Origin of the sequence: Akkermansia muciniphila (assembly GCF_002884975.1) — a bacterium.
Classification (GTDB): domain Bacteria; phylum Verrucomicrobiota; class Verrucomicrobiia; order Verrucomicrobiales; family Akkermansiaceae; genus Akkermansia; species Akkermansia muciniphila_C.
The window spans coordinates 1,076,019-1,094,049 of the sequence record NZ_PJKB01000001.1; the positions used below are offsets into that span (position 1 = coordinate 1,076,019).

The following is an 18,031-nucleotide window of genomic DNA, read 5'->3' on the forward strand; positions in this document are numbered from 1 at the left end:
GCCATGTAAAACAACAATCCAGTGCCTTATTCATCATTATTTACGCTTGTTACCATCAGATAAGGCGATTGGATGAATTACTCCGCAGTAATGACAAGAAGTACCCGGCTGACGACTCCCAACAGAAAAGCCGGCGGCCGCCCTTCGCACTCGCCTGCCCTGTCCGTACATTTGGAAGTCAATTCGTACTCCCGGCAAAGAGAATATTTTAAAATCCTCCTTAAAAATTAATTTAAAATCCTTATTATCAACATAAAAAATAATCATGCATACCATTTATACATGTACCCAAGGGAAAATCGAACCCGTTAATATCGGAAATTTCATACCACGCACCCAACAATACGGTCAGCATCTGTCCCCCCGCCGCTATCAGGGCCCGACTCCATATATTCCGGAAAGACAGGGAGAAAAACGCAATATTTTGACTACACATCAAAAAGGCCTGTTAACATTTGACGCCAATCCGGCAATGCTGTATTCCACCAACCTGTTGTCGTGCGCTTCGGTCATTTACACATCGACAGACATACACGCTCAAGCATGCGCCCATGTTCATCACGCCAATTGCGGCACCCTGGAACCAACTGATATTTATCAAGCAATCCAGTCCCTTTACCCGGATAATTCAACCTATCCACCCGACCCCAGTAAAATCTATGTAGTCTATGCACACCCCACCAGCAACGTTTTGTACGGAGATGAAATCAAAAAATTGCTGGAATGCGGCATTCTCTTGGACAACATCGTGGAAATCGAAGAATTGCCTACAGGTAGCTTCGGAATAGATAATAATGGCTATATCGGCTGCGTTGATTGACGCACCCGCATGTTCATTTCCTTCTCCCTGGCAAACAGGCAACCCTGAATTTTTCATTCCCTTTTCCGGGAGGCTACCTGAACTTTTTCAGGAAGGGTGCAATGAAGGCCGTGCCCAGTCCAACCAGGGCAATCAGGGAGAAGGACCACCGGAGGGAGGAAGCATGGGCTATGTGGCCGATGACCGGAGGGCCCAGCAGGAAGCCCAGAAAGCCGATGGTGGAGACAGAGGCCAGGGCCACGCTGGGTATCATTTTTTTGGATTTTCCCGCCATGCTGTAGCAGAGGGGAACGATGGAGGAGGTACCGAAGCCCACCAGCAGGAAGCCCAGCGTGGCGGACCACAGCATGGGGAACAGGACGGAGACCAGCAGTCCGGAGGCAATGAGAATGCCACTGGCGCGGAGCACGCGCACGGGGCCGAAGCGCATCACCATGCGGTCCGCCGTAAAGCGCCCCAGAGCCATGGTGCTCATGAACGCCACGTAGCCCACCTGCACCAGTCCGGGGCCGGGCTGCACCACGCTTTCAAAGTACACGCCGCTCCAGTCAAACATGGTTCCTTCGCTCACCATGCTCCCGAAGGCGATCAGTCCGATCACCAGGACATAGGTATCCATGCTCCGGAACATGCCGCCGCCCTGGGTGGAGGAACGGCGTGCATCCCGCGGCAGGAGGGAGGGGGAAAAGACGGCCAGAATGACCATGCATATCAGGAAAATGGCGATGAAGTGCGTTTCCGTGGAAACCTGCCAATCCACCATCACCGCCCCCAGCAGAGCGCCGAAGAACCCCGCCAGGCTCCACAAGCCATGGAACCGGGCCATGATGCTGCACTGGTACAGCCGCTCCACCCCCACGCCCTGCGTGTTGACGGAGATATTCGTCAGGTTCGCGGCCACCCCGAAGAAGAACAGTCCCGCCGCCAGTTCCCAGAAGGAGGCTGCCATGCCCAGATACACAAGCACGGCGGGATAAAAGACGGAAGCCGCCATCAGTATCCTCCGGCTGCCGCAGCGGCCCACCAGATAACCGGACAGCGCCATGGCGGACATTTGCCCCACCGGAACGGCAAAGAGCACGGAGCCTAGGTCGGCGTCATTCAATCCCAGTGCATTCTTGATGTCCGGAATGCGGCACGCCCAACTGGCGAATACCAGGCCCTGGAGAAAATAAAAGGTGCTGACCGACAGGCGGTAGACGCCCTGCGTCGTTTTGGGAAGAGGCAGATTCATGCTGGATTTCCTGGTCACGCAAACGCTATCCCCATTCCCTTCCCCTGGCAAGAGAAATCATCTTTCATACAATAAGAATTCATCCGCAAAAGGGGAACACAGGCAAGGAATAAGACTCAAGGAGATTTCCCCATCGCCATGGAATTTCCCGGGGTCGTCCCCCTTCTTCCACATAAAAAAACGCCGCGTTCCCTACGGAGCACGGCGTTTAATAAAATGGAATAAGGCAGGATCAGCGGGGATCGTGGTGCCAGTTCAGGGCTCCCTTGCCCAGCGCGTACAGGTAGGCCACCAGCAGAATGCCGATGAAGATGCACATGGCCGTGAAGGATTCCGGATTCATCATCACATAGTCCCGGAAGTTGACGGCCCAGGGATAGAGGAATACCACTTCCAGGTCAAAGATGACGAAGAGCATGGCCACCATGTAGAACTTCACGGAGAACATCGGAGCGCCTTCCCCCATGGGAATCATCCCGCATTCATAAGGAATGTCCGCGGGTTTGCGCACGGAAGAGCGCTTACCCATCAAGATACTGAGCAACAAGATAATGCCGGCCAGCCCCAGGGCTGCCACCACCTGCACAAGCACTGAAAAGAATTCCTGATTCATGACGTCTGGCACGGGTATACCACATCAACCCCGGAAAAGCAAAACTAAAAAGGGCAGCGGCGCTTCCCGCTGGCAGGCGCTCCCGTTTCTTCCCGGAACCGGAAACGGTATGACGGTGGATCATCCCCACGCCCCTGCGGTCCTTTATCCAGCCAGGGTTCAGCCGCCGTGCGGAGCGTGGGAGTCCAATACCTTTCCAAGCACCTGCATGACTCCGTTTTCCTCATTGGACGGAGCTTTAAACGCGGCCATGGCACGGATTTCCGGCACGGCGTTCGCCACGGCATAACTGAACCGGGCCTGGCGCATCATTTCCGCATCATTCATCTGGTCGCCAAAGACCATGGTCTCCTCCGGGGAAACGCCCAGTTTCCGCTGGATCAGTTCCAGCGCGCTTCCCTTGTCCGCCCCCTTCCGGCTGATGTCCATCCATTTTTCTCCGGAGACGGCCACCTGGAAGCCATGTTCCAGATGCTTCAGGCGCGGATAGCTGTTTTTCTTTGCTCCCCGGAAATCATACACGGCAATTTTCAGCAGCCTGTCTCCCCGCACATCCAGCAGGTCCTCCACCTCCCTGCACCGGGTGTAGTACCTGCGGGCTTCCCGGACAAATTCCGGCTGTTTGTCTTCAATATATGCGGAATCCCGGCCTGCGAGGACGATGCACGCACCCTCAATGTTCCTGACCATGCCTATCACCCGCGCTACCGTTTCCGGGTCCATGTCCAGCACCAGCCATTCCTCTTCCCCGGATGCCGCATAGGCGCCGTTCTCAGCGATGAACAGCATCCGGTCCGCCACGGGGGCGAAGATCCGGCGCAGTCCGTCATATTGGCGGCCGCTGGCCGCGGCAAAGCGGATGCCGCGGCGTTCAAGCTTTTCAAACAAGCTGAAAAATGCAGGGGCCAGTTCCCCCTTTCCATTGAGCAGCGTGCCGTCCATATCGGACGCAATGAGTTTGACGGAATCCATAACGTTGAACGGATCATCGTTCCCCGGTTCTTCCAAGGCAAGACCAGCTTCAGACAGCGCAGAACCGGGGGGGAAAACACCTGCGCGGCGGCAAATTTCCCTCTTCCATACATCCATGGAAAACTGGCGGTTCCTGCATTTTTCCATGACGGAGCCGGCAACAGGCAAATGAGGGCAATTTAAAGTCAGCCGCACACCCGCAATGTCTAACGCGTCATACCGGATTGTGAATCCGGACATAATTCAACCAATTGGATTTAAATAAATCATATAATAATAACCCATGCAGGCCAGGGTGGTTAAGACATGACACCATATTTCCTCCCGTCCCTGTAGTTGGCTTTATCCATGGGCTTCTTTTCCCTACCGGGTGGAAAAAAATCTTCCGCCGGATTCACAATCCGCCATTCAAATTCCTGCACGGCCCGCTCCGGGCCTTACTTGCGCGTACCATTTTTTCATTGCCCGAAGTTACGGATTCCTGCATCATAGCTTTTCGCAGTTACCCTGCTTATGATACACATGACATTAAGAAAAAAGACTCTCTGGTTTTTTGGAGCTTTGAGCGTTTTTGCCGCCCTTGTCGCGGGATCCACTATTTTCTGGTTCCTCAGGAATGACCCCTCTCCCGCAGAGTGGAAGTTCAACCCCTTGTGGACAAAAGCGGAAAAGGAACAGATTCTTACCGCAGCGGACTTCACGGAGCACCGCAGTCCGGAACGTTTTATCCTCCGCGGGCTTTCTCCCAATTCCCGCCATATTGACTGGCATATGTTTTCCGAGGTTTCCATGCGCCAGTACATGCAGGAGGAGATCAAGGAAAGGCTCCAGATGATCCGGAATACGGCGGAGGGAGCAGACGGCCGCTGCCGCACATCCTCCCATGAAACCCTCCTGCACCTGGCTGCCGGGCTGGGACAGGTACAGCTGCTGAACCGCCTCCTGCAGCGCAATGCGGACCCGAACCTCCAGATCATCCTGCCGCACCAGGCCATTCCATCCATGCCGGGGTCCGAGCAGGGGGACACTCCCCTCACCTACGCGTGCCACCCCGGAATGGATGACTCCCGGCCCCTCCCGGTGCACAACAGGCTTTCCTGCCTCAATCTGCTGATTCAGTACGGCGCGGATGTGGACAAACCGGGCCCGATGGGCTGGCCTCCGCTGGTCATGACCTGCGTGGCCGGCATAGGAGGGGCCCCGTATGAGGAGGCGGCTCTTTTTCTTCTCAAATGCGGGGCGGATATTTCCCTCCAGCCGGAATTGAGGGGTAAAAAAACCAGTCTGCTGACCTGGGCCGCCGCCGCCGGATACCCCCTTCTGGTCCGCAAGCTTTGCGAGGCCGGGTATGATCCCAATTTCCGCGGGGAGATGACCCCTCCCCTTCTTTCCCTGAACCTGAACACGCCGAAAACTGCGCTGCAAATCGCCCATACCCTGCTGGAATACGGGGCGGACGTCAATGCCGCCATGCCCATAGCCACAGCGCCGCCGGATTCCGGGGGAGACACGGCCCTGCTGAACCTGTGCCGCCAACTGGCTTTCATTGACGTATCCCACCTCCCTCAAATCAGGGAACTGGTCAATCTCTTTATCAGTGAAGGGGCGGACGTCAACCATCAAAACGCAGCCGGGGAAACGCCCCTGATGCTGTGCTGCCGGGACATGCTGCTGGGGGATGATACCCTGGACCGGCTGAAACTGGGCATTGCACGGCTTCTGCTGGACCACCAGGCAGACCCTGCCCTGCGGGACAAGTACGGCCGCACGGCGCTCCAGCAGATCGGCAACCGGTCAAACGACCACCTGCACCAGGTCCTGAAACACCTGCCGGAGTTGAGCACTTCCCCGCTCCCTCAGAACGGAAGCCGCTAGGCCCAGCCTCCTGCGCGGGCGCCTTTCATTTCACCCGGGCGTTTACCGTATCCAGAAGGATACCCGCGTCCGGCTTGGAACCGGTGCTGATGAAATGGATGTAGCTGGCCCCGTTGGGAGACTGGTTCACCATTTTCAGCGTACCCGCCTTTTTCCCGTCCAGGGAAACCACAGCCTGGGAGCCCTGCCAGAGGATGGAGACCTCATGCCAAGCTCCGGGAGCAAAAGGCACTTTTTTCATGCCAAGCAACAAATGGGGAGCCGGTTTCAGTTTGATGGGGAAGGTAAACAGGGCGTAATCCTTTGTGGTGGTGTCACAGGCATTGAACAGGCGGTCCGTCAGGGAAACCTGGAGGCCGGAATCGTCCGCCTGGTCTCCGTCCGCTACCCGGAAGCGGAATTTGACCAGCCCCGTGGTCCCGTTCGGGAAGTTCCAGGTGGCGCCCCCGTTCTGGTAATCCACATTGGATTTCTCATTAACCAGTTCTGGATCATTCAGGCGCCTGATTTGCAGCACTTTCTTTTCCCCGCCGGAGGGGTCCGGAACCAGTTCCGCGGAGGGCTTCCGGTTGTAGCTGCAATGGCCTTTTTTCTGCGGAATATAGGTATGGATGGTCCACTGGGCGTCCAAATCCCTGCCTGTCTGCGTGGCGCGCGTTTTGGCGGCTACCCAGCGGCGGTCCACGATGACCAGGCGGCGGTGGTTTTTGTGCTGCCCCAGGGAAATCAGGATGCGGTTCTTGTCAAGCTGCACCATTTCACTCTGGTGCTTGCCGCGGTCCTCCGGGCCGTCCAGGGTGGCATAGCCGGGATGGTTGCGGTGCTCGTCCAGAATGATTTCCCGGAATCCGTACCAGGTCTTGCCCTCGTCATTGGAAAGGGCAATGTGGTGGGAATCACGGTTGGTGAACACGTCCTCCCACGTGCCGTTGCCTGCCGTGGCATTTTCAGGCAGGGCCATCGTGTTGGTCCACAGGGAGACGATGGTTCCGTCATCCAGGCGGCCCAGCGTATTCATGGTCAGGGTGCCGAAGAAATGGGACGGCTCCGGCTTGCTCCATGTTTCACCGAAATCCCTGGAGAAAGCCTGCCACGCCTGGTCCTGGGAAGTGCGGGCCAGCGCCCACAGGGTGCCGTCCTTCATTTCCAGCACCGTGGCTTCCACGGCATTGTTGAACCACCTGACACCCTGGTGGGGCGGCTTGGCTTCATGCCTGGGGGAGGTAACTCCATTCTTGGACACGCGCCAAGTCAGGCCGCCGTCGTCGGAAATGTGAAACTTGGTGCCGCCGCCCATGTTATGGAACGGCACGATCACCCTCTTGCCCTTGTTGACAAAGGTGGGCGTGCGCATGATGCCGCCCAGTTTTTTCAGATTCTTCTGCTTCTCCGGATTTTTCCAGTCTTCCTCCAGCTTGCCGTCGTTCGTGACCGCAAACCACTTGCCGTCCAGGCCTCCCTTGGAGAGGAAGATGAACCCTCCGATGGGCTGCACGCGGATGAATTCCTTGGTCACGGGGTTGCGCGCAATCGCCGGGGATTCCTTGGGAATGCCTCCGTAGTTGGGCGGGTAGCCGCTCGGAGCCGCCTTCATTTCCCATGTCTTTCCGTTATCCTTGCTGACCAGGTAGTCCGGTTCCTTGCGGGTGCCGGAGTAATGGCGGATTTCACGGGAATTTACGCGGATGAGGCCGCGCCCGGCATCAGACGGCGGCGTAGCGACAATTTCAGGCTCCGGAGCGGGAGCGGCGTTTTCCTGGGCATAACAGCAGCAGACGGAACCGGCAAACAACGCAAACAACAGGCTTTTCATAAATCAAATACTAAAGGCGGTACATTTTCCCCAAACGGGACTTCCCCTTCAAGCACAATTCCCTCCTTCCACAAAAAGACCACCGTCAGGGGTGCTTGCCCGCGGGTTTTCCGCCGCGGTACTTCGCATCCATTTTTTTCAGCAGTACGGCCAATTCTTTTTCCAGCACCTCGTATCCCCTGGCATTGGGGTGCACCACATCTTTCATGAATTCATTCTTTGGAGAAGAGCCGTCTGCGGAAAGGAGCGCCTTCCCCGGATCGGCAAAGAAGATGTTTTTCCCATTCTGGAGCTTTGCCAGCAGTTTGTTCGTTTCCTTCACCGGACCGGCCAGGTTTTTCTCTTTCCTGGGCAGAACGCCCAGCAGCAGGATTTTGGAGGAGGGGCACTTCTGGCGCACCAGGCGCACGAACGCCTTGATGTTATCCGCGCATGCCTGCGGCGTATCCTTCCGGTGGCCCAGATTGTTGGTTCCCAGCAGCACGATGATGACCCGTGGGGAGATGCCGTCCAGTTCCCCGTTCTGCACGCGGTAATAGGCATTATCCACATAATCAAAACCAAAGCCCATGTTAGTCACCGCATGTGGTCCGAACAGTTGATCCCAGGATGCCTCCCCCGCCTTCCTGCTGTCTCCGGAGGGTTCCCCTCCCCAATGATGGGTGATGCTGTCCCCTATCATCACGTACTCCGGCTTGACGGACTGGTTCCGCTTCCTGACGGCCTCATGACGGGCATTCCAGTCATACGGATCCCGCTGGTGGGGTTCCGGCTTCAGGGAGGAAGGCAGAGCGCGCTCCGGCGCGGAAGATGCAGGGAACGCCAGAACGGCGCCCAGCAGCACGGCGTACGTATACAACAGGAAATTCATGACGGAACGGGGGAATTGGAACCAGTGTAAGGAAATCCTTCCACGCATCAAGGCCACATGCGGCGGCGGCCTTTCCCGGATGAAAAAGACCACTGCGTTGACGGCGGGTCCTGCCGCAAAGATTGTTGATCCCCAAAAGCACGATGCTCACGCGCGGGGAGATTCCGTCCAGTTCACCAAGCTGCACACGGTAGTAGGCATTGTCCACATAATCGGAGCCAAAACCCATATTGGTCACCGTATGCGGAGAAAAAAGATTCTCCCATGCCGCCTTTCCCGTCCCCAGGGCCCTTTTATCACCGGAAGGCTCCCCTCCCCAGCGGTGGGTAATGCTGTCACCAAAGATGACATATTCCGGCTTAACCGTCCGATTCCGCTCCATCACGGCCTGATGGCGTGCATTCCAGCCGTAAACGGCGCGCTCGTTCACTTGAGGCTTCAGCGTAGAAGACAGCTCACCCGCACAGACTCCGGAAAACAAGGCAATCCAGGAAACGCCCGCCAGCAATAAACATCTTAATAAATGAGAGCCCGGCATTGTGAAAATATTGTGACCGCGCCCCGGAAAGTAAAAAAACTATTTTCCCCCGCTTCCGCGCCGCCGGATTTTTTCCTCATTCCTATTCCGGAACAGCCGGATGCCTGAAACAGACCGGGCCCGGAAGAATTGGCCTTGTTGCCCCTGCAAATTCCGGGTATAATTAAGCGGCGCGGAGTTTCGCCGTTTCCGGCCTTTCGGAGGCTGGGGCCGTCCTCTCCGTTTTTCCACACCATATCCTATTTATGATCAGCATGGCAAAAGACTTGAAGGCATCCCCCGCCCTCCCGCAGGAATGGCAGGGATTCAAGCCCGGAGCATGGACGGAGTCCATCGACGTACGGGATTTCATCCAGAACAATTACACGCCTTATTCCGGTAATGAAGATTTTCTTTCCGGCCCATCCCGGCGCACGCTTCAGCTCTGGGAGGAACTGAAAGTCCTGCTGAAACAGGAAACGGACAACGGCGGCGTCCTGGACGCGGACGAGGAAGTGGTTTCCTCCATCGTCTCCCACAAGCCCGGCTACATTGACAAGGAGCTGGAGGTGGTCGTGGGCCTCCAGACGGATGCCCCCCTGAAGCGCGCCCTGATGCCCTTCGGCGGCCTGCGCATGGCCCAGCAGGCCCTGGAAGCCTACGGGTTCAAGATGTGCGAAAAGACCGCGGATATTTTCAACAAGATACGCAAGACGCATAACGAGGGCGTCTTTGACGCTTACACGTCAGACATTCGCGCCGCCCGTTCCGCCGGTATCATCACCGGGCTTCCGGACGCCTACGGCCGCGGGCGCATCATCGGGGACTACCGCCGCGTGGCCCTGTACGGCACGGACAAACTGGCTGCCGAACGCCGCAAGGACCTCAAACGGCATGAGAATATCCCCCTCACGGACGAGGTCATCCGCCTGCGCGAGGAAATGAGCGAACAAATCCGCGCCCTGGAGGAACTCGCCCGGATGGGCGCCTCCTACGGCTGCGATCTTACCCGTCCCGCCGCGAATGCCCGTGAAGCCGTCCAGTGGACTTACCTGGGCTACCTGGCCGCCGTGAAGGAACAGAACGGAGCGGCCATGTCCCTGGGCCGCGTCTCCACCTTCTTTGACATCTACTTCACCCGGGATATGGAGCAGGGCCTCCTTACGGAGGAGGAAGCGCAGGAAATCATGGACCAGTTCGTGATGAAGCTGCGCATCGTCCGCTTCATCCGCACACCGGACTACAACAACCTTTTTTCCGGAGACCCCACCTGGGTGACGGAATCCATCGGCGGCATGGGGGAAGACGGCCGCACCCTGGTCACCCGCAGCTCCTTCCGCATGCTCCAGACGCTGTACAACCTGGGTCCGGCTCCGGAGCCGAACCTGACCGTACTGTGGGCCGGGAACCTGCCGGAAGCCTTTAAGAGCTTCTGCGCCAGGGTCTCCATTGAGACGTCCTCCGTCCAGTATGAGAACGACGACCTGATGCGCACGCACTGGGGTGACGACTACGGCATCGCGTGCTGCGTGTCCGCCATGCGCATCGGCAAGCAGATGCAGTTCTTCGGCGCGCGCGCCAACCTCGCCAAGTGCCTGCTCTATGCCCTGAACGGCGGCATGGATGAACTCAAGGGCAAGCAGGTGGCCCCGCCCTCCCCGCGCTATACGGAGGAAATTCTGAAGTACGATGAAGTGATGGCCCTGTACGGCAAGATGCAGGACTGGCTTGCCAAGACCTACATTGACGCCCTGAACATCATCCACTACATGCACGACAAGTACTGCTATGAACGCATTGAAATGGCGCTGCATGATCCGGAAATCCTGCGCACCATGGCTACGGGCATCGCCGGGCTCTCCGTGGCTGCGGACTCCCTGTCCGCCATCAAGTACGCCACGGTGAAGGCCGTCCGCAATGAAGAAGGCCTCATTGTGGATTTCAGGACGGAAGGAGAATTCCCGTGCTACGGGAATAATGATCCGCGCGTGGACGAGATCGCATGCGGCCTGGTCACCGGGTTCATGGAAAAGCTGCGCAAGCTCCACACTTACCGCGGCTCCCTCCCCACCCAGTCCATCCTGACCATTACCTCCAACGTGGTTTACGGCAAGAAGACGGGCAATACGCCGGACGGACGCCGCGCCGGGGAACCCTTCGCGCCCGGGGCCAACCCGATGCACGGCAGGGATAAAAACGGAGCCGTGGCCTCCATGCTTTCCGTAGCCAAACTGTCCTATGACGACTCCCTGGACGGCATTTCCTACACCTTCTCCATCGTGCCGCAGGCCCTGGGCAAGGAAGAAGGGGAACGCCGCGCCAAACTCGTCTCCCTGCTGGAAGCCTACTTTGCCGCTACCGGGCACCACATCAACGTGAACGTGCTGGAACGGGAAACCCTGCTGGACGCCATGGACCACCCGGAAAAATACCCGCAGCTGACCATCCGCGTTTCCGGCTATGCCGTGAACTTCATCAAGCTCACCCGCGAACAGCAGCAGGAGGTCCTCAACCGAACCTTCCATACCCGTTAACCCAAGCCAGGAAGCGGATGCCGCAGGCTTTTCCCCAGAACCCTGTCCCGGGGGATGAATCCGCCGTCACAGGGCTGGTCCATTCCGTGGAATCCTGCGGCACGGTGGACGGCCCCGGCATCCGCTTCGTCCTCTTCCTGTCCGGGTGCAGCCTGCGCTGCCGCTATTGCCACAATCCGGACACCTCCTGCGTGCGCCGGGGCCGGAACAGAAGCGCGGCGGACGTTCTGGAAGAAATAGCCCGTTACCGGGATTTCCTGCTGGCGGCGGGCGGAGGCGTCACCCTATCCGGAGGCGATCCCCTCTTTCAGCCGGACTTTTCCAGAGCCGTGCTGAAGGGATGCAAAGGCCTGGGGCTGCACACCTGCCTGGACACCTCCGGCCATCTGGGACGGAACGCGGATGAAGACATGCTGGCGGACACGGACCTGGTCCTGCTGGACATCAAGGCATGGAACCCGGAACAGTACCAGGCCCTGACAGGCGGGGAACTGCGCCCTACCCTGCAATTCGCGGAACGCCTGGCCGCCCTCCACAAACCCGTCTGGCTCCGGTACGTGCTGGTTCCCGGCCTTACGGACAACATGGAAGACATCGCGGAGCTCTCCCGCTATGCGGCGCGCCTGGGCAACGTGGAGCGCGTGGACGTGCTTCCCTTCCACCAGATGGGACGCTTCAAGTGGGATGAATTGAATCTGGAGTATACCTTGAAGGACGTTCCGGAACCGTCCGTGGAACTGACGGAGCAGGTCCGCCATGTTTTCCGCCGGGAAGGGTTCCCGGCCTGCGTGCATTAACCCGGATACGTGTATCAGCCCAGGCCATTACCAAGCCCATCCACGTTTCTTCCACTCCAAATACCCCGCCTTATTCCACAGGTCAATTTTCCCCGGAAATTTCCCTTACCGCCTCCAACACCTGCTGTATGGAGATATTACGGTTGCAGGGAACGTCACGGTCGCACTCCTTCAGGAAACACGGAGTACAGCACTGGTGGCTGTACAGGGAGCGGTTGAAGAGGCCCATGGGCCGGTAAACGTCCGGAAGGCGGGTGGAAAACAGGGTCACCACCGGAAGGCCGCGGAAGGAGCAGAGAGCCGGAATGTCTCCATCTACCGCCACGGCCGCAGCCGCGCCGTCCATCACGGGGAACAGCGCTTCCGGCGTTCCCGCCGCCAGTTCCACATTCAGGCGCTCCGCCAGGGCGGCGGCGCGTTCACGGTCTTCCTCCAGGGCTGCCAGTACGGCCCTGCGCGGCAGGAGGGGGACGAGTTCCGCCCACTGCTCTTCACTCCACTCATTGGCCGGTCCCAGGCTGGAGAACGGGGCAATCAGAATGGGAGCTTCGTCCGGGACCTGTTCCTTCTTCACCGGGAACACGGCAGGCTGCCACGCATCCAGCCCATGCAGGCTTCCCAGTTCCAGATAGGACTGCACCCGGTGCATGGGGGGGGCGGCACGCAGCACGGGGGCCGTTACCCGGAATTTGTATTTCCGGGCGCCGGGGTGCGTATCCAGCCCGGAGAACATCATGGGCCCATACGGCTCCAGAGCCTTCAGGGTCTCCATGTCCTGGTCCAGCATGATGCCCATGTCCAGCGGGCCATCATTGTAAAATTCATCCGCTTCCAGCGCCTCCCGAAGCTGGTCCAGGGAGTCGTGCGGCAGCACATGGCTGACTTCCGGCATGGCCTTCCAGACCCCTGCCTGGGCGGACGGGCAGATGACGTTCACCTGCACGTCGCACCGGGCGGCCTTCAAAACCCGGACCAGGGGAGCGGTCACCAGGGCTTCATCCAGAGCCTTCGGCATGGCCACCAGGATGCGGTACGGCTGCAGCTTCATGTTTTCCAGAAGCCGGGACGTTTTTTCATCCCGGGGAGGAAAGCGGTCAATGGATTTCCAGCGGTGGTGCATCCAGAACACGTCCAGCACGGATTTGCCGATCAAAGTTTCCAGGGCCCGGTTCACTTCCATGGTGTCTCCCGCCAGAGAACCGTCGGAACGGGAAAAATCCACCACATTCCCCATGTCGGATATCCAGTGCCCCGGAGAATCCGTGCGTACCGCTATCGCGACCATGCCCGCTCCGGTCCTTTTTTTCAGCAGGGCCGGCAACGGAGTGGTGCCGGTCACCTTCCCGAAAAACGGGACGTGCACCCCCTCCCAGACAAACTGGTCGCTCAGCACGCCAAGGGCCGCGCCCTCCTTAAGCAGCTTCATGGGCGCCTTGATGCCCCCCTCCTTGGAAAACATCTGCGTTCCCCTCTCCGTACGGCGCCTGTACACGTATTCCTCCATCAGCGGGTTGTCAAACTGGCGGTACATGGACCCATAACGCTCCACTTCCGGGAAAAACACGCGTATCCTCGCCAGCGCCTCCCAATTGCCGGAGTGGGCGATGGCGCATACCTGCCCCCTCCCTTCCAGCACGGGAGCGGCAAATTCCTCATGACCCACAAGGGTAACGCATTTTTTCAACTGCTCATCCGTCAGGGTGGACGTCTTCGCAGAGCACAGGAAATTGGCGATCGTCCTTTTGAAATTTTCCCGGCTCAACTGCTGCAATTCCTTCCCGCGCAAGGACGGCCCCAGCACAATGCGCAGGTTCCTCTCCACGATTTTCCGCCTCTGCGGCAGCAGGTGCCATGCCACTCCACCCGCCACGCGCCCCAGACGGTAAAGCGTTTTCATGCCGATGAGCTTCAGCAGCCCCTCCATCAGCAGAAACCCTCTCATCCCCAGATGATGGGCAAACGTATTCCGGGGAGCCGGAGAGGAATCGGATGAAGGGGAACTAGTCATAAGAAAACCGGAACGGATTTTATACGAATCCCTTCCGGTCCACAAACCCTTTGTGCGCCGTGCGGGCGGTCTTTATTTTTATTTCCAGCCGCAAGGAACCTAATCCGGGGAGTGTTCAAACCCGGCGGCGCATCATCATCACCGCCAGGCCCAGCGAAGCCGCCGCGGGTTCAGGAACGGAAGCCAGTCCCCACGCTTCCCGGACCAAGTCTTCCGTCAATACGGAGCCGTACGCCTTGAAATCCGCTATCTGGAAAGAATTTCCCTCACTGGTGTTTCCGCCTACTGTCACCGTGCCATTTTGATTGCCGTTAAGGCCGGAGGATAACTGGGGCATACCCGCGAGTTGCGTTCCATCCAGAAAAATCTGAACATCCGTCATCCGGGGTACGGTCTTTGTTGAGCCACCCTTCCCCGTCCGGCCCTTCTCCCCTTCCGCCTGCCATCCTGCGTTTGGCTCCCTCCGGAAAACGCAGCAATTTCACTTCCGGAAAAGAAATGACTTTACAATTCTTAACTAAACGGTATATTCCGTCTCCCGAACCGAACACCAAACCGGAGTTACACACCATGAAAGTTCTTTCTTCCTTAGCCTCTATGAAGCGCCGCCACGCAGACTGCCAGATCGTGAAGCGCAAGGGCACGTTGTATGTGATTTGCAAGAGCAATCCCAAGTTCAAAGCCCGCCAGGGCGCCACGGCAGGTACGCGTCTTTCCAAAAAGGGCGTCAAGTAACCCCTGGCCCAACACAGATTTCAAGAAGACCGCCGCCCGCCGGGTGCCGGTCTTTTTTTGCTGACAGAACACCTTCCCACACGTCCATGCAGCTTCCCTCCGTCCAAACCAGATTTCTGGACCTCCCCGGCTCCTTTTCCCTGCGGAACGGAACCGTTCTGGACAAGGTGCGCGTGGCCTACGAGCAGTACGGAACCCTGACGCCGGAAAAGGATAACGTGATCCTCCTGTTTCACGCCCTTTCCGGCAGCCAGCACGCCTATGGCTATAATCCGGAGGTGCCGGGCACCGGCTCCCTCTGGAAACCGGAAAATCATGAAGGGTGGTGGAACAGCATCATCGGCCCCGGCCGGCCGCTGGATACGGACCGCTTCTGCATCATCTGCGCCAATTACCTGGGCGGCTGCTACGGCACCACCGGCCCCGCCAGCCCCTGCCCTGCGGACGGACTGCCCTACGGCTCCCGCTTTCCGCACGTGGAGGCGGCGGACCAGGCCCGCCTTCAGGCACTCCTGCTGGACAGCCTGGGAATAGACCGCGCTCATCTGGTAGGGCCCTCCGTGGGCGGACTGATCGCCCTCAGCTTTGCGTGCCAATTCCCGGAACGGGTCCGGAGCTTCATTTCCATCGGTTCCGGATACCGGGCTTCCATTGAACACCGCCTGTCCCTGTTTGAACAAATCCTGGCCATTGAACTTGATCCGGATTTCCGCGGCGGGGATTATTACCAGGGTCCGGCCCCCAAAAAGGGGCTGGCGTTCGCGCGCATCATCGGCCACAAGGCGTTCGTATACCAGGAAGGGCTGGAACAGCGCGCCAGAAAGGAAGTGGGCGGCCAGTCCGGCCTGCTTACGTGGATGACGCCCACCCGCAGCACGCAGAGCTACATGCTTCACCAGGGGACCAAATTTGCGGAGCGATTTGACGCCAACGCCTACATCCGCATTGCGGACATGTGGGCGGAGTTCGACATCCGCGACCACGCTCCGGACGGAATGTTTAAAACTGCTCTGGCAGGCTTCCGCCACGCAGGAATTCCCGCGCTCGTCTTTTCCATTGATACGGACTGCTGTTTCCGCCCGGCGGAACAGAAGGATTTTGTGGAACAGTTCAAGGCCGCGGACATTCCCGTGGAGTTCCACGCCATTGTTTCCACCAAGGGGCACGATTCCTTCCTGCTGGAACCGGAGCTTTATGCTGAACCTATCCGCAGGGTTCTGGGGTGAGGAAAGAGTTTCCATCCAGAAAACGCATCCTTGCCGGGTGGTTCAAAATAGCCTCCGCAACGTTCCGGGCTGCAGATCAGGCGCAAAAGCAGGCGATCCGTTTGCGGTTGAACGGCCCTTGTGAAAGCTTCAAAAAAAGTGAAACTCCATACTTTTCTGTAGCGCCGTGCCCATCCAAACAAGCCTGGAAGACGGATTGACAGGCGCCATTCCCGGCTTTAGCCTGTCCCTTACGGCCATAGATGCTTCCGGGCGTCATGGGAACCAGCAGGACCTGCCAAGTCCGCCGCTTACCAGGAAAAAAGAATATGAGTTACTATTTTATTGTCACGGTTTCTTTAACCGGAGATGCCCACTCCCCGTATGATTCCTATGTCAGGGAAGTGAAGCCCATTGTTGAAAAGCACGGCGGCGAATACCTGGCCAGGACCAACGAGGTTATTCCGTTGACTGACGGCTGGAACCCGGACCGTGTGATTATCATCCGGTTTCCCTCCAGGGAAAAGCTGGAACGCTGCTTTTCCTCAGAAGAGTACCGGCAGATCAAATCCCTGCGTGAGGATTCCGTGAAAAGCCATGCCATCATCGTGAAGGGAACGGATGGTGATGAAGATCTGTAAAGGGCTGCACCAGATCCGGGTGGATTTCCAGGTGACGCCTGAAATCAAGCGGTTTGTGTATATCTACCTTATTGAGGGGGCCGCCTGCTACCTGGTTGATTCCGGCGTAGGCGGAAGCGAGAAGGCCATTTTTTCCTACATGCAGGGAATAGGACGGAAACCGGAGGAGATTAAAGGGATTTTCCTGACACACGCGCACCCGGACCACATCGGCAGTGCATCCGTCATCAGGGAACTCACGGGCTGCACCGTTTATGCAAGCCAGGGGGAGCGACGGTGGATTGAGAATATTGACCTGCAATTCAAGGAACGCCCCATTCCCAACTTCCACGCGCTGGCAGGGGCATCCACCCAAGTGGACACCGTAGTCCGGGACGGAGACGTCATCACGCCGGAACCGGGGATGGAAATCAAGGTTGTGGGGTCCCGGGGACATTCCTGTGACGGGGTCTCCTATTGGCTGCGGGACCGGGAGGCCCTGTTTACCGGAGACGCCATTCCCGCGGAGAATGACGTTCCCATTTACATCAACAAGGACTGGAGCATCCACACCCTGCACCGCCTGGCGAATCTTTCCCCGGTACGGTTTTACTGCCCCGCATGGGACAAGGCTTACACGGGCCTTGAAGGCACGGAAGCCATCGCTCGGGCGCTGGACCTCATTGAAGATATCCAGAGGGGAGTGGATGCCGTAATAAACAGCCGGCCCGCGGCGGACAGGGCCACGCTGACCAGTCAAATCTGCACGGAGCTGGGCATGGAAAGATTTTTAAGGAATCCCCTGTTTGCCGGAACGATCGCGTCACACCTGCCCTCCGGTATGCTGGATATTTTCCCACAGGGTCCTAAATAAAAAAATAGCCAAATTCCGGTGAACCCAAACCGGGGTTGGGCTGTCCCACTCCTATGACTGATACTCATTACACCTCCGAAACGGAGAATGTCGGACAGTTCCGCTGTGAAAGCACCTATATTCCCTCCAATATCACCTTTGCCACCGACCTGCCCGCTTCCTTTGAAGGCCGCGCAGAGTTCCCCTCCCCCGGTGTGATGCTCGGTTCCACGCTTGCCTCCTGCATGATCAGCCTGGTTTCCGTAGTTGCGGCCAGAAAGGGAGTGGACCTGAAAGGCATGCGCATTCTCGCGCGTCCGGTGGAATCCTCCAAGGGGATTGAAAAGATTGAACTGAAGGCCATCATGCCCCTGGAAGGCACCCATCCCCTCCGCGCCATGCTGGAAAAGACGGCCCTGAGCTGCCCGGTGCACCAGGCGCTCCGCCCGGACCTGGAAACGCCCATCGAATGGGAATGGAAGTAACGGGAAGTTCTGACAGTTAATATTCAGCATCCTTCCTAAAAATGACGAAGAAGGCCGTCCCGGAGAGTTCCGGAACGGC

18 protein-coding genes are annotated in these 18,031 nt (G+C 58.1%); 9 read left to right on the plus strand and 9 right to left on the minus strand.

Annotated elements, in window-relative coordinates; genetic code table 11:
• Positions 1-36 precede the first annotated feature (36 nt).
• Complete coding sequence (locus CXU21_RS12115) at positions 37-267, minus strand: hypothetical protein (protein ID WP_146016952.1); 231 nt, start codon at positions 265-267, stop codon at positions 37-39.
• Between CXU21_RS12115 and CXU21_RS12120 the strand changes: the two genes are divergently transcribed.
• A complete protein-coding gene (locus CXU21_RS12120) occupies positions 266-820 on the plus strand; it encodes a hypothetical protein (RefSeq protein WP_146016953.1) in 555 nt (184 codons plus the stop codon). The two genes, CXU21_RS12115 and CXU21_RS12120, sit on opposite strands and share 2 nt — an antisense overlap.
• Before the next feature lie 73 nt (positions 821-893).
• Here CXU21_RS12120 and CXU21_RS04360 read toward each other — a convergent pair whose 3' ends face one another.
• The 3 genes from CXU21_RS04360 to CXU21_RS04370 all read right to left on the minus strand — a co-directional run bounded on the left by CXU21_RS04360 (position 894) and on the right by CXU21_RS04370 (position 3,639).
• A complete protein-coding gene (locus CXU21_RS04360) occupies positions 894-2,054 on the minus strand; it encodes an MFS transporter (protein WP_102725180.1) in 1,161 nt (386 codons plus the stop codon).
• Between the two features lie 232 nt (positions 2,055-2,286).
• A complete protein-coding gene (locus tag CXU21_RS04365) occupies positions 2,287-2,667 on the minus strand; it encodes an NADH-quinone oxidoreductase subunit A (protein ID WP_022397226.1) in 381 nt (126 codons plus the stop codon).
• A gap of 159 nt (positions 2,668-2,826) precedes the next feature.
• Positions 2,827-3,639: a Cof-type HAD-IIB family hydrolase gene (locus tag CXU21_RS04370; protein ID WP_180972637.1), complete on the minus strand. Its 813-nt coding sequence runs from the start codon at positions 3,637-3,639 to the stop codon at positions 2,827-2,829.
• A 522-nt stretch (positions 3,640-4,161) separates the two neighbouring features.
• Here CXU21_RS04370 and CXU21_RS04375 point away from each other — a divergent pair.
• Positions 4,162-5,514: an ankyrin repeat domain-containing protein gene (locus tag CXU21_RS04375; protein ID WP_180972638.1), complete on the plus strand. Its 1,353-nt coding sequence runs from the start codon at positions 4,162-4,164 to the stop codon at positions 5,512-5,514.
• A 25-nt stretch (positions 5,515-5,539) separates the two neighbouring features.
• On the opposite strand, the gene CXU21_RS04380 is transcribed toward CXU21_RS04375, so the two are convergent.
• From CXU21_RS04380 to CXU21_RS12570, 3 genes are all read right to left on the minus strand, one after another.
• Positions 5,540-7,327, minus strand: coding sequence for a sialidase family protein (locus CXU21_RS04380; protein ID WP_102725183.1), 1,788 nt, complete (start codon positions 7,325-7,327; stop codon positions 5,540-5,542).
• 85 nt (positions 7,328-7,412) lie between these two features.
• Positions 7,413-8,189, minus strand: a complete 777-nt coding sequence (locus CXU21_RS04385; protein WP_257996574.1) for a GDSL-type esterase/lipase family protein — start codon at positions 8,187-8,189, stop codon at positions 7,413-7,415.
• Positions 8,071-8,736, minus strand: a complete 666-nt coding sequence (locus CXU21_RS12570) for a hypothetical protein (protein WP_257997354.1) — start codon at positions 8,734-8,736, stop codon at positions 8,071-8,073. The genes CXU21_RS04385 and CXU21_RS12570 overlap by 119 nt, the downstream gene beginning before the upstream one ends.
• Positions 8,737-8,981: 245 nt before the next feature.
• On the opposite strand from CXU21_RS12570, the gene pflB reads away from it, so the two are divergent.
• Both pflB and pflA read left to right on the plus strand, forming a co-directional pair.
• On the plus strand, positions 8,982-11,249 hold the full coding sequence (gene pflB, locus CXU21_RS04395) for a formate C-acetyltransferase (RefSeq protein WP_102725184.1): 2,268 nt from the start codon (positions 8,982-8,984) through the stop codon (positions 11,247-11,249).
• A gap of 17 nt (positions 11,250-11,266) precedes the next feature.
• On the plus strand, positions 11,267-12,046 hold the full coding sequence (pflA, locus tag CXU21_RS04400; RefSeq protein WP_102725185.1) for a pyruvate formate-lyase-activating protein: 780 nt from the start codon (positions 11,267-11,269) through the stop codon (positions 12,044-12,046).
• 82 nt (positions 12,047-12,128) lie between these two features.
• Here pflA and CXU21_RS04405 read toward each other — a convergent pair whose 3' ends face one another.
• Both CXU21_RS04405 and CXU21_RS04410 read right to left on the minus strand, forming a co-directional pair.
• The gene (locus tag CXU21_RS04405; protein WP_102725186.1) at positions 12,129-14,054 is read right to left on the minus strand and encodes a glycosyltransferase family 9 protein; all 1,926 of its coding nucleotides are present in this window, start codon (positions 14,052-14,054) and stop codon (positions 12,129-12,131) included.
• 115 nt (positions 14,055-14,169) lie between these two features.
• On the minus strand, positions 14,170-14,391 hold the full coding sequence (locus CXU21_RS04410) for a hypothetical protein (protein ID WP_146016954.1): 222 nt from the start codon (positions 14,389-14,391) through the stop codon (positions 14,170-14,172).
• A gap of 233 nt (positions 14,392-14,624) precedes the next feature.
• Here CXU21_RS04410 and ykgO point away from each other — a divergent pair, with 233 nt between their 5' ends.
• The 5 genes from ykgO (at position 14,625) to CXU21_RS04435 (ending at position 17,952) form a co-directional block, all read left to right on the plus strand.
• Positions 14,625-14,789: a type B 50S ribosomal protein L36 gene (ykgO, locus tag CXU21_RS04415; RefSeq protein ID WP_065529996.1), complete on the plus strand. Its 165-nt coding sequence runs from the start codon at positions 14,625-14,627 to the stop codon at positions 14,787-14,789.
• Positions 14,790-14,875: 86 nt separating this feature from the next.
• Complete coding sequence (locus tag CXU21_RS04420; protein WP_102725188.1) at positions 14,876-16,015, plus strand: homoserine O-acetyltransferase family protein; 1,140 nt, start codon at positions 14,876-14,878, stop codon at positions 16,013-16,015.
• A gap of 308 nt (positions 16,016-16,323) precedes the next feature.
• Complete coding sequence (locus CXU21_RS04425; RefSeq protein WP_102714399.1) at positions 16,324-16,635, plus strand: DUF1330 domain-containing protein; 312 nt, start codon at positions 16,324-16,326, stop codon at positions 16,633-16,635.
• Positions 16,622-17,488, plus strand: a complete 867-nt coding sequence (locus tag CXU21_RS04430) for an MBL fold metallo-hydrolase (protein ID WP_180972639.1) — start codon at positions 16,622-16,624, stop codon at positions 17,486-17,488. The genes CXU21_RS04425 and CXU21_RS04430 overlap by 14 nt, the downstream gene beginning before the upstream one ends.
• 53 nt (positions 17,489-17,541) lie before the next feature.
• On the plus strand, positions 17,542-17,952 hold the full coding sequence (locus CXU21_RS04435; RefSeq protein WP_102714403.1) for an OsmC family protein: 411 nt from the start codon (positions 17,542-17,544) through the stop codon (positions 17,950-17,952).
• Positions 17,953-18,031: the final 79 nt, after the last annotated feature.